Origin of the sequence: Jeotgalibacillus campisalis (assembly GCF_000829515.1) — a bacterium.
GTDB lineage: Bacteria > Bacillota > Bacilli > Bacillales > Jeotgalibacillaceae > Jeotgalibacillus > Jeotgalibacillus campisalis.
Genome location: NZ_JXRR01000014.1, coordinates 374,585 through 386,058 on the forward strand (window position 1 = coordinate 374,585; position 11,474 = coordinate 386,058).

The following is an 11,474-nucleotide window of genomic DNA, read 5'->3' on the forward strand; positions in this document are numbered from 1 at the left end:
CTTTTAGACTATTAATACTTTCTCTAAATCTATAGACGATTAGATCACTAATCAGTAAAATGATGTATAAGTGTTCAATTATGTTGTAAGAGATCCCGTCGATCTTTGTCATATAAGGAAAAGAGGTTTAAAAGTGAAATTATTTTCAGGAACAATAAACCAATTAGAACGAGGATTATCCTATTCTGCAATTAAGCAAAAAGTCATTGCAGATAATGTAGCAAATGTTGATACACCGGGTTATAAGTCGAAAGACGTAAATTTCAAAACTGTATTACAGGATGAAATGAAAATGACATCTTCTAAAAGTCAATCATCAGATCCTCGCCATTTTGCGTTAGATCTTGCTGAAGGCTCTGTGAAAATACAGAAAAGAAACTTTTCATACAGAGAAAATGGAAACGGTGTCGACATGGATAGAGAAATGGCGAACCTTGCGACGAACCAAATCTATCATGATGCGTTAATTGAGAGAATCAGCGGTAAATTCGGCAGTCTGAATACTGTAATCAGAGGAGGTCAGTAAAAAATGTTTCAATCAATGAATATCACAGCTTCCGCCTTGACCACACAGCGGCTTAGAATGGATGTCATTTCATCCAATATGGCAAATGCGGATACTACCCGTGCAACCTTTGAAAATGGAGAATGGCAGCCTTATAAAAGAAAAACCGTCATGCTTGCACCTAAAAGCCAGGGATTTTCATCTCATCTTTCTATGGCAATGGGGACTAAAGAAGCAACTGGAAGCGGTGTGACGGTGTCAGCTATTCGTGAAGACGAGACACAAGGAGCGCTGATGTATGATCCTGAGCATCCCGATGCAAATGATGAGGGGTACGTTGAAATGTCGAATGTCGATCCATTACGGGAAACAATAGATTTAATGTCAGCTACGCGTTCTTATGAAGGAAATGTTACGGTGTTTAATGCAAATAAAGCGATGATGATGAGAGCCTTGCAAATAGGCAAATCATAAGAAAGGATGAACAACTTGCCTCTTCAATCAATTTCCCCAGTGGGGATGGAGACTATTTCTCCATCAGCCCAAACCGGGTCCACTCAAAGAATTTCACCATACAATGCTCAGCAAAATTTTGCCGATATGCTGAAAGATTCCATTAACGAAGTAAATGAAGCGCAGCTTAGCAGTGATGATATGACAAACAAACTAGTAAAAGGAGAAAATGTAGAATTGCATGATGTGATGATTGCTTCACAAAAAGCATCAATTTCTTTATCACTAACGATGCAAGTGAGAAATAAGGCGGTTGAAGCTTATCAAGAAATTATGAGAATGCCTGTTTAACAGTACCTCAATTCTTAAGGCTTTGCATTTAACCGAAAGACCGGAGGATTGTGATGAACGAAACATTTCAACAATTGACAACGAAAATTAAAACATTTTTTGCAGAGCGGCCAAGGAAGCAAATCATTCTTGGGGCTGTAATCGCTGGACTTATTATTCTGATCATTTTGATCGTTTCCTTTATGTCTGCCCGAAATGTGCTTGTTCCTTTATACAGTAATTTGACTCCATCTGAAACCGGTATGATTAAGGAGAATCTGGATGGAAGAGGAATTCCGTCAGAAATTATAGAAGGAGGTACTGCTATTTTAGTGCCTGAAGAGCAGGTGGAAACCTTAATGGTGGAACTCGCTGCAGAAGGGATCCCTCAAAGCGGCAACATCGATTACTCTTTTTTCAGTGAAAATGCCGGTTTTGGCATGACTGATAATGAATTTAATGTTCTGAAGCTCGACGCTATGCAAACCGAGCTTGCTGAGTTGATGAAGGGCATAGAAGGTGTCCAAAATGCTCAGGTTATGATAACCATGCCTGAAAAAGGAGTTTTTCTCGAAGACACAGCAGAGCAGGCTTCGGCATCAATCGTTCTGAATACGAAACCGGGCTACCAATTTGATGAAGGACAAATAAATTCGCTGTATCTTCTGGTTTCTAAAAGTGTTCCCAGTCTTCCTACTGAGAATATCGTCATCATGAATCAATTTTTTGAATATTACGATCTAAAAAACTCAAATTCTTCATTTGCAGGAGTGAATGTGACCGATCAGATGTCAATTAAACAGACCATTGAACGGGATTTGCAGCGTCAGGTTCAAATGATGCTGGGAACACTAATGGGTCAGAACAAAGTAGTTGTTTCCATTTCAACTGACATTGATTTTGATCAGGAGAATAGAGAAGAAAACCTTGTGACTCCGGTCGATGAAGAGAACATGGAAGGAATCGAAATTAGTGCACAAAGAATTTCTGAAACCTTTGAAGGCACCGCACAAGAAGCAGGCGGAGCAGCAGAGGGAGGAGATCCTGGAGATAATCTAACGGGTTTTGTAGAAGGAACGAACGGTAACGGCGACTTTGAAAGAGTAGAAGAAACCATTAATAACGAAGTGAACCGCATCCGACGAAACATAGTTGAAAGTCCTTATAAAGTCAGAGATATAGGGTTTCAGGTCATGGTAGAACCTCCCGACCCTGATGATCCTGCATCACTGCCCCAAGATCGTGTAGATGATATTGAAACAATGCTTGAAACCATAATACGAACATCGATTGACAATGAATTTTCGGCTGATCTCACAGAGGCAGAAATAGCAGAGAAAGTATTGGTTTCCGTGCAGCCATTTAATGGACTGATGACAGCTGAAGAGCCGGTTAGCACGCCTGTTATACCATGGTGGACATATCTGGTAGGAGGATTGCTGCTAGCAGTTATCGGGGTTTTGATTTTCGTCATGTTCAGGGCAAGAAGAAAAACAGAAGAAGTTGAAGAAGAAATCATTGTGGAACAAAAAGAAAAACTAGACGTACCTGATGTGAACAACGAAATAGAAACAGAAGGAACGCTACGGCGCAGGCAATTAGAAAAAATGGCGCAGGAAAAGCCAGAAGACTTTGCAAAGCTGTTGAGGTCCTGGATTGCTGAGGATTAGGAGTGAGCCATTATGGCCAGGAAAGAAAAAGGGTTATCAGGAAAACAAAAAGCAGCGATATTGCTTATTTCTCTAGGGCCGGATGTCGCATCTTCTGTTTATAAACATTTAAATGAAGAAGAAATTGAAAGATTAACATTAGAGATCTCCAGTGTAAAAAAAGTGGAGCCGGAAGCAAAAGACGAGGTGCTTGAAGAGTTTCATACAATTGCATTAGCGCAGGATTATATTTCTCAAGGAGGAATTGGCTACGCAAAAACGATTTTAGAAAAAGCGCTGGGTGCTGACCAGGCAAATGCGGTAATAAACCGCCTGACCTCTTCTCTTCAGGTAAGACCATTTGATTTTGCTAAAAGAGCAGATCCTATGCAAATCTTAAATTTTATTCAAAATGAGCACCCTCAAACAATAGCCTTGATATTGTCTTACCTGAATCCGCAGCAGGCGGGTCAAATCCTTTCTGCCTTGCCGCAGGATGTTCAGGCTGACATTGCAAAACGGATTGCTGTAATGGATAGCACAAGCCCTGAAATAATAAGTGAAATTGAATCGGTGCTTGAAAGAAAGCTTTCATCAACTGTTCAGCAAGATCATACAGAAACCGGCGGAATAGAGTCTGTAGTTGAAGTGCTGAATGGGGTTGACAGGGCTACCGAAAAAACGATTCTCGATTCATTAGAGATACAGGATCCAGAGCTTGCTGAAGAAATCAAAAAGCGCATGTTTGTGTTTGAGGACATTGTCACACTTGATAATCGTTCCATTCAACGCGTTATACGTGATTGTGAAAATGAAGATCTTTTACTTTCTATGAAAGTTTCAACCGATGAAGTCAAAGAAGTGCTGTTTAAAAACATGTCTCAGCGAATGGCGGAGAACTTTAAGGAAGAAATGGAATTTATGGGACCGGTCAGGCTTAGGGATGTTGAAGAAGCTCAATCAAGAATTGTCGCCATTATAAGACGTCTTGAGGAAGCAGGGGAAATTATTGTAGCTCGTGGCGGGGGAGATGACGTTATTGTCTAGAGTGATAAAGTCAAAAGCTGTAAATTCCAGTTCATATGATGCTAAAAACATTCCTTTCAGACCAGTTATACGAGGAAACACTGATCAGCAGGATTCACTAGTTTGGACAGTTGAACAGGCACATTTGGAATCAGCCAGAATAGTAGAGCAGGCGAAACATAATGCTTTTACTTTAGAAAGCAGCGCAAAGCAAAAAGCGGATGCAGCTCTCACGGATATAAAGAATGAAAAAAACAACTGGACCGAAGAAAAAAGGGTAATTCAGCAGGAAGCTTATGAAAAAGCATTTGGTCAAGGTTATGAAGAAGGCAGAGAAAAAGGGTATACAGATCTTTTTCATTCGCTCGAGGAGGCAAAAAAAATTGTTTCATCTGCCAAAGAAGCACTTTATGAGCATATAGAGCGGAATGAACAAGTAATCTTGGAATTAGCTATTCAAACTGCTCAAAAAATCTTAGCACAGACGCTTGAGGATGAGCCAGACCGTTATCTTGCGGTTGTTAAAAAGGCTATTAAAGAAGTCAGAGAAATGAAAGAAGTGAAGATATATATTGCTATTGCGCAGTATTCTTTGCTTCATCAGGAACGCGATGAACTACTGGCGATATTTCCAGTTGATGTACAGTTATCCATTTATCCCGAGGATGAGCTTGAACCTTATCAATGCTATATCGAAACGACTCAAGGAAGAATTGATTTAAGCATTGATACTCAGCTCACTCAACTAAAGCTGAAACTAACAGAATTACTAGGTGAGGAACAATGAAAGCAGCAGATCTGATTCCTCATGTCTCAACCATTCCAACCCTGCGTCGTTATGGAAAAGTAAAGCAGGTAATTGGGTTGATGATCGAATCACAGGGCCCTGAAAGCTCCATTGGAGAGATGTGTTACATATATGTTCAATCGAGCTCGAAAAGAAAGAAAGTTCAAATAAAAGCGGAAGTAGTGGGTTTCAGAGAAGGGATTGTCGTGCTGATGCCTTTCACACACGTACATGATATAGCACCAGGAAGCATTGTCGAAGCTACCGGTCGCCCTCTTGAAATTAAGGTTGGAGATGCTTTAATAGGGAAAATTGTAGATCCTTTAGGTGAACCGATTGATGACAGTCCGCTTCCTTACGGAATGAAGACTGTAACGACAGAGAAAGAACCGCCTAACCCTTTAACAAGACCGCCAATAAACGAAGTAATGGAAGTTGGAGTCAGGGCAATTGACAGCATGCTGACAGTAGGAAAAGGGCAGAGAATTGGTATTTTTGCAGGAAGTGGTGTAGGAAAAAGCACACTTCTTGGGATGGTGGCAAGAAACACAGAAGCAGACATTAATGTAATTGCACTGATTGGAGAAAGAGGCCGTGAAGTAAGAGAATTCATTGAAAGAGATCTCGGTCCGGAGGGAGCTAAAAAAAGTATAATTGTTGCCGCGACCAGTGATCAGCCTGCCCTAATGAGAATCAAAGGAGCGTTTACAGCTACTGCTATCGCAGAATTTTTTCGAGATAAAGGCTTAAATGTCATGCTTATGATGGACTCTGTTACAAGGGTAGCGATGGCTCAAAGAGAAATAGGACTTGCAATCGGCGAGCCCCCGGCTACTAAAGGATATACTCCATCTGTTTTTGGTCTGCTGCCAAAGCTCTTAGAGAGGACTGGTACAAATCAATTTGGCAGTATAACAGCTTTTTATACTGTCCTGGTAGATGGCGATGACCTCAACGAACCCATATCCGATACTGTCAGAGGGATTTTGGATGGACATATTGTGCTGGATCGGGCAATAGCCAATCGGGGACAATATCCTGCCATTAATGTATTAAAGAGCGTCAGCCGGCTAATGAATCATTTGGCAGAGAAACCGCATTTGCTTGCATCCGGGAAAATAAGACATCTAATGAGCACGTATGAGGAAGCTGAAGATTTAATTAATATTGGCGCATATAAAAAAGGATCTTCTAAAGAAATCGATGATGCAATTAAAGTGATCCCCAAGATTAAGGAGTTTTTAAAACAGTCGTATGATGAAAAAGTGGAGTACAACATGAGCGTAAAGCAATTGGTTAATCTTTCTGAAAAGGGTGAGTGGTAATAAGTGGCGTATCAATTTCGCTTCGATCGGGTTCTGACTGTCAGGGAAAGAGAAAAAAAAGAAGCTGAAGACCGGTATAGGGAATCAATTGAATCCTTTGAAGGAATTGCTCAAAAACTCTATCTTTTGCTGAAGAAAAAAGAAAGAATGATAGAAGATCAAACGGTGAGTATTCAAAACGGGATTGCGGTTCAGTCCTTAAGACATGGACAAGCATTTCTTACAAATATTGAAAAAAGCATCAGTTATCAGCAGAAGCTCGTGATGGAAGCAAGGTCAACCATGCAGTGGCATGAACAGCGGGTAACAGATCGCAATATAGAAGTCCGAAAATACGAAAAAATAAAAGATAAAGATAAGCTGCTCTTCACAGCAAAACAACGAGAATTAGACAGTCAGCTAATGAATGAGCTGTCGATGATTCAATTCATGAAACAAAGAAGCAGGTGATAATCATGAATAAAAAAGAAGGGAAAGCAGACCTGGAAGAAACTAAATCTCCTGGGAAATTTCAAGTATTTCTATTAATTTTTTTAGTACCCGCAGCATTTCTTCTTATTGCCAGTGTGATTGTATTAACCTTACTTGACATAAATCCTATAACCAAAGCGAAAGAAGCAGGCATCGAAATCCCGTTTCTATCTGACGGTCAGGAGGTTGAGCCGGAAAACTCATCTGCTGAAAATGGTGAGCAAACGGCTTTCTTGCAAACTCAGTTGAAAGAAAAAGAAACGAATATTGCTGAACTTGAAAAAGAGTTAAGTTCATTGACGGCTGAAAACGAAAAGCTATCTGAAGAACAGGAACGGTTAGTACAGGAAACGGCCAATCAACAAAACCAGCAAGAAACAGAGAAAAGCAAAAATAATGAAATGGTTTCCGTTTTTAAAGAAATGAAAGGGAAAACAGCAGCACCAGTTTTACTGAATATGAGTGAAGAGGAGGCTGTTGCCATTCTCTCTCAGCTGCCTTCAGATTCAGTAGCTTCAATCTTTGAGGAGATGCCTCCTGAGGATGCGGCTAAATATGCAGTCTTACTAGGTATACAGGCACCTTAGAACTTATACCCGGAAAGGGGGTGAACGTAAACTACATGAATATCAATTCGGTGCTAAAGGTTACTATGACAGGAGAGAATCAGCAACAACTCGGGAAGTCTATTAGTGAAAAAAATGGTTTTGGTGCCATTTTCTCACTGCTGTCATCACAAAATGGACTGAATCATGAATTACTTGTGGATGCACAAGAAGAAAAAGTTGATCCTGTTTTTCAAGAACTGTTAGCGGTTTTACAGCAGCAAACCCCGGTAGAAATAGGAGAAGAAGCAGTGGAATCTCCCGCTGAAACCGGATTTGCAGGAAGTTCCGAAATAGGGCTTTCTCCAGATGAATGGATGGAGCTCCCATTGAAAGATGCTCTTTTTTACTTTTTTAATGGTGATGATCAAAAATTTAACGATGTTTTTGAAGAATATGCACTTCCAAAAGGGAAGGCAGGGTCTACTGAATCTCTTTTATTTTTGCAATCTCACCTTGAAAAACTCGAAAAACATATTCACCTTAAAGTCATCGATCCTTCATCAGTTAATGTACTGCAAGCTATTAAACAATTGTCCCTTGCTGCGAAGGAATCAGACAGTCCTGCAGCTGCCAGTCCGGTTGCGGAAGAACTTTTGAAAACTCTGGAAAAATTAGAGAGTGTATTAAAAACCTTGATGACAGAAGTGAAAGGAACTTTTTCTCCAGTGTATAAACTGGGATTTAGTCACGCGATCGCTTTATCAACCGGCAGCATTTCAAGCAAAAGCCAATTATTGCCTGACAACAGCTCTGATGTAATCAAAAAACAGGAAGCTTTATCAGTTCCTCTTCAGCAGCTGCAGACAGACGCTGGCCTTTCTAAGTGGAGTTTGCCGTTTGAGTCTAAAACCGCTCAGTCCTCTCAGTCTCTAATGCAGCAGTTTGTGGAAGTAATGGACAATGCTAAGTTTGGAAAAACAAATGGGACTGAAAAACTTTTAATTCGATTGCAGCCTGAACACTTAGGCACACTTAAAATCGAACTTATTCAAAAGTCAGGAGTTTTAACTGCAAAGGTCATGACGAGTACAGGTGTTGCAAAGGATATGCTGGAATCACAAGTTCAGCAGCTCAGACATGCATTAACAAATCAAAATATTCAAATCGATCGAATAGAAATTATTCATTCACAAAGCGATCACCGGACAGACCGTGAAACGGGCCAATCTTCAAAACAGCATGCTGATCGGGATCAAAAACATCGATCAGAATCTGAGGATGAAGAGGGGGAAGAAAAGCAGGATTTCCAAAAAATCTTTTTAAATATTGAGGTGTAGAACGATGAATGCAAATTCTGTAAACAGTGACTTATTTTTGTCTTCACTGACTCAAAAAAATGAAGAACCCAAAGCAAAACAGGACGCGATGGGGAAAGATCAATTCCTGAAATTGCTTATTGCTCAGCTCTCCAATCAGGATCCTACCCAGCCTATGGAAGATAAGGAATTTATAGCGCAGATGGCCAGTTTTTCAACGTTGGAACAAATGACGAACATGAGTGAATCATTTGAAAAATTTGCATCGATGCAGGAGCAAACCCAGCTTATTCAATACAATGAATTTGCAGGTAAAGAAGTAAAATGGGATAAACTCACAGAAGATGAAGGGGAGCAGGTGACTTCTACAGGGAGAGGAACAGTTGAAACTGTGCGTTTTAAAGGTGGATCTGTTGAATTTGAATTGACAGACGGAACTGTGCTTAATCCTGGTAATATTTCTGAGCTAACTCAGCCGGCTGAGAAAAACTCACTTCAGCAAGCAAGTATGCTGATCGGAAAAAATATAACCTGGATGGATGAAAATGAAAAAGAAGTAGAAAGCAAGGTGTTATCTGTTTCAGTTAAAGAAGGGTCCACTTGGCTGCATACTGAAAATGAATCTAAAATTCGGGCTGATGAACTTATTCAAATAAGACAATAAAGGATATGACGCTGATGGAGTCCATTCGATTTAATTCCATTCCATTGCCTCCGATAACCGTTAAAAACAAAACACAAGCCAGTGCAAAGAATAAAAGCTTCTCTGATGAACTCAATGGAGCCATCGCACGAACGAATAATCTAAAGATTAGTAAACATGCGAATGACAGACTCTCAGAAAGAGAGATCACCATCACGGATTCTCAGTGGAAAAAAGTTGAAGCTAAAGTGAATGAAGCCAAAACAAAAGGCATAAAAGACTCATTGGTATTACTAGATCAAGCCGCACTGATTGTCAGTGTTAAAAACGGAACGGTTATCACTGCGATGGGAACAAAAGATATAAAAGATCATATCTTCACCGATATTGACGGCACAATTATATTAAACGACTAGGTGGACCTTTTATAAGGAGCCTATAAGCTGCTGACTGACAGATGCAGCTTTCATTTGAAGGGAGAAAATAATGATACGTTCAATGTATTCCGGTATTGCAGGACTTAAAAACTTTCAAACAAAACTCGATGTAATTGGTAATAATATCGCAAATGTTAACACGTACGGCTTTAAAAAAGGGCGCGTAACATTTCAGGAAGCGATGAATCAAACCATTCAAGGAGCATCCGGAGCAGGTGACGGGCGCGGAGGAAAAAATTCGCTTCAAGTCGGACTTGGTTCGGTAACGGCAACGATAGACAGTGTTCAAACACAAGCCTCCCTTCAGACAACAGGAAGATCGCTCGACTTGGCGGTGAATGGAGATGGATTCTTTGTTGTTCAAGGTCCAGGCGGACAAAATCTATTTACGCGCGGCGGAAACTTTTATCTTGATCAGGGCGGCACGATGGTGACAGGCGATGGCTACCGGGTACAGCAATTCCAAAATGGTGTGCTGAGCGACATTAGCATTAACAGCGGTGCGGTCCTTCCGGCACAGACAACAAATCAAATTACTTTATCAGGAAATCTGCCGAATAATGTAGCGGACCCGGATTTCAGTTTTTCCCAGCAAATGAAAGTGGTCGATGATCAGGGAATTGAGCATGTGCTTGAAGTCGAAATGACTGCCAACGGTGCAAATAGCTGGAATGTTGCGTTCCGCAATAACTCTATGGAGTCAGCAAATAATGAAACAACAGGAACGATTCAATTTAACGCTGCAGGTGTAGCAGCGTGGAATCCTGCGCCGCAGAACTTAAGAGTAGAAAGAGGAACACCGCCTGTAGCAGGGAATTTTGCTTTAGCTGCTCCACCTGTTGTTGAAGGCCTTACAAACAATCCGGGAGAAATCACTACGCAGGTTCAAGCAAATGGAAATCTATCAGGATCTTTAGAGAGTTTTAGTGTAAGTAATACAGGTTTAATAAGCGGCGTGTACTCAAATGGTGTAGTTACGCCAATGGCTGAACTAAGCCTGGCAAACTTCAACAACCCATCTGGCCTTGTGAAATTCGGCAATAATCTGTTCCAGGAATCGGTTAACTCAGGTGTTGCGAATATTGGCGATGTTGAAACGGTTGGCAGCACAATTTCATCTGGAACACTTGAAATGTCCAATGTGGATTTATCAGAAGAATTCACCGAAATGATTTCAGCTCAAAGAGGATTTCAGGCGAACACAAGAATTATTACAACGTCTGACCAGATTTTAGAGGAACTTGTAAATCTGAAAAGATAACAAGCAGTAGGAGGTGAAAGGGCTGAGGAGTGATTTCTTCAGTCCTGGCCACATGATTAATGTAACAAGGCTGAATGGCAAAAAGTTTTTGATTAATGCAATCTATATTGAGACGATTGAGGCTTTTCCAGACACAACCATTACTTTGACAAATGGAAAGAAATTCATAGTAAAAGACTCAATGACACATGTCAAAGAAGAAGTTCGGTCGTTCTATCAATCCATCCATGCCTTAAACCTGGTTCATTTAAAAGGAGAAGAAAAAAACGATGAAAAATAAACTTCTTATGACCATGTTGATCATTGTTATTTCAATTTCACTAGCGGGAGTAATTGTCTATGTAGTAACTAAACAGCTTTCTGCAGATGCTAGTTCGGAAGAGCCGGAGCCGACAATTGAAGAAATTGTTAGCTCTTCTGTTGAAATACCAGAAGTGACAACTAGTATAGCGAATAATAATTTCGCACGAATTTCCATGACGATGCAAACAGACAGTACAAAAGCAGCTGAAGAGCTCGAGCAAAGAGATTTTATGGTTAAAGATATTATTATTGATGAATTATCAGAAATGACGCGTGCTGACCTTGAGGGAAGAGCGGGCAAAGAGGCGTTTGAAGAAACGGTAAAAGAACGGGTAGATGCCCTTATGCAAGAAGGAGAAATCGTTCAGATTTACACAACGTCCATCGTTGTTCAATAGAGAGATAGTCAGAGAGTGGGGG

15 protein-coding genes are annotated in these 11,474 nt (G+C 40.5%); all 15 read left to right on the plus strand.

Annotation, left to right across the window (positions count from 1 at the left end):
* The first annotated feature begins 133 nt into the window (after positions 1 to 133).
* The 15 genes from flgB to fliL all read left to right on the plus strand — a co-directional run bounded on the left by flgB (position 134) and on the right by fliL (position 11,452).
* Positions 134 to 526: a flagellar basal body rod protein FlgB gene (gene flgB / locus KR50_RS08940; RefSeq protein ID WP_041057478.1), complete on the plus strand. Its 393-nt coding sequence runs from the start codon at positions 134 to 136 to the stop codon at positions 524 to 526.
* A 3-nt stretch (positions 527 to 529) separates the two neighbouring features.
* A complete protein-coding gene (gene flgC, locus KR50_RS08945; protein ID WP_041057479.1) occupies positions 530 to 979 on the plus strand; it encodes a flagellar basal body rod protein FlgC in 450 nt (149 codons plus the stop codon).
* A gap of 45 nt (positions 980 to 1,024) precedes the next feature.
* A complete protein-coding gene (gene fliE, locus KR50_RS08950; RefSeq protein ID WP_041058181.1) occupies positions 1,025 to 1,309 on the plus strand; it encodes a flagellar hook-basal body complex protein FliE in 285 nt (94 codons plus the stop codon).
* A gap of 53 nt (positions 1,310 to 1,362) precedes the next feature.
* On the plus strand, positions 1,363 to 2,958 hold the full coding sequence (gene fliF, locus KR50_RS08955; protein ID WP_041057480.1) for a flagellar basal-body MS-ring/collar protein FliF: 1,596 nt from the start codon (positions 1,363 to 1,365) through the stop codon (positions 2,956 to 2,958).
* Between the two features lie 12 nt (positions 2,959 to 2,970).
* Positions 2,971 to 3,984, plus strand: a complete 1,014-nt coding sequence (fliG, locus tag KR50_RS08960) for a flagellar motor switch protein FliG (RefSeq protein WP_041057482.1) — start codon at positions 2,971 to 2,973, stop codon at positions 3,982 to 3,984.
* A gap of 1 nt (position 3,985) precedes the next feature.
* Positions 3,986 to 4,750, plus strand: a complete 765-nt coding sequence (fliH, locus tag KR50_RS08965; RefSeq protein ID WP_232304270.1) for a flagellar assembly protein FliH — start codon at positions 3,986 to 3,988, stop codon at positions 4,748 to 4,750.
* On the plus strand, positions 4,747 to 6,075 hold the full coding sequence (gene fliI / locus KR50_RS08970) for a flagellar protein export ATPase FliI (protein ID WP_041057483.1): 1,329 nt from the start codon (positions 4,747 to 4,749) through the stop codon (positions 6,073 to 6,075). Before fliH ends, fliI begins: the two co-directional genes overlap by 4 nt.
* 3 nt (positions 6,076 to 6,078) lie before the next feature.
* A complete protein-coding gene (fliJ, locus tag KR50_RS08975) occupies positions 6,079 to 6,525 on the plus strand; it encodes a flagellar export protein FliJ (protein WP_041057484.1) in 447 nt (148 codons plus the stop codon).
* 5 nt (positions 6,526 to 6,530) lie between these two features.
* Entirely contained in the window at positions 6,531 to 7,133 is a 603-nt protein-coding gene (locus tag KR50_RS08980; RefSeq protein ID WP_041057485.1) for a MotE family protein, read from the plus strand.
* Positions 7,134 to 7,168: 35 nt separating this feature from the next.
* Positions 7,169 to 8,431 carry a flagellar hook-length control protein FliK gene (locus tag KR50_RS08985; protein WP_041057487.1) on the plus strand — a complete coding sequence of 421 codons (1,263 nt, stop codon included), beginning with the start codon at positions 7,169 to 7,171 and terminating at the stop codon, positions 8,429 to 8,431.
* Between the two features lie 4 nt (positions 8,432 to 8,435).
* Positions 8,436 to 9,074 (plus strand): flagellar hook assembly protein FlgD, encoded by a 639-nt coding sequence (flgD, locus tag KR50_RS08990; protein ID WP_041057490.1) that lies wholly within the window; start codon positions 8,436 to 8,438, stop codon positions 9,072 to 9,074.
* 14 nt (positions 9,075 to 9,088) lie between these two features.
* Complete coding sequence (locus KR50_RS08995) at positions 9,089 to 9,469, plus strand: TIGR02530 family flagellar biosynthesis protein (protein ID WP_041057492.1); 381 nt, start codon at positions 9,089 to 9,091, stop codon at positions 9,467 to 9,469.
* Positions 9,470 to 9,539: 70 nt separating this feature from the next.
* Complete coding sequence (locus KR50_RS09000) at positions 9,540 to 10,751, plus strand: flagellar hook protein FlgE (RefSeq protein ID WP_041057494.1); 1,212 nt, start codon at positions 9,540 to 9,542, stop codon at positions 10,749 to 10,751.
* A 52-nt stretch (positions 10,752 to 10,803) separates the two neighbouring features.
* Positions 10,804 to 11,031 carry a flagellar FlbD family protein gene (locus KR50_RS09005; protein WP_041057496.1) on the plus strand — a complete coding sequence of 76 codons (228 nt, stop codon included), beginning with the start codon at positions 10,804 to 10,806 and terminating at the stop codon, positions 11,029 to 11,031.
* A complete protein-coding gene (gene fliL, locus KR50_RS09010) occupies positions 11,021 to 11,452 on the plus strand; it encodes a flagellar basal body-associated protein FliL (protein ID WP_041057499.1) in 432 nt (143 codons plus the stop codon). Before KR50_RS09005 ends, fliL begins: the two co-directional genes overlap by 11 nt.
* Positions 11,453 to 11,474: the final 22 nt, after the last annotated feature.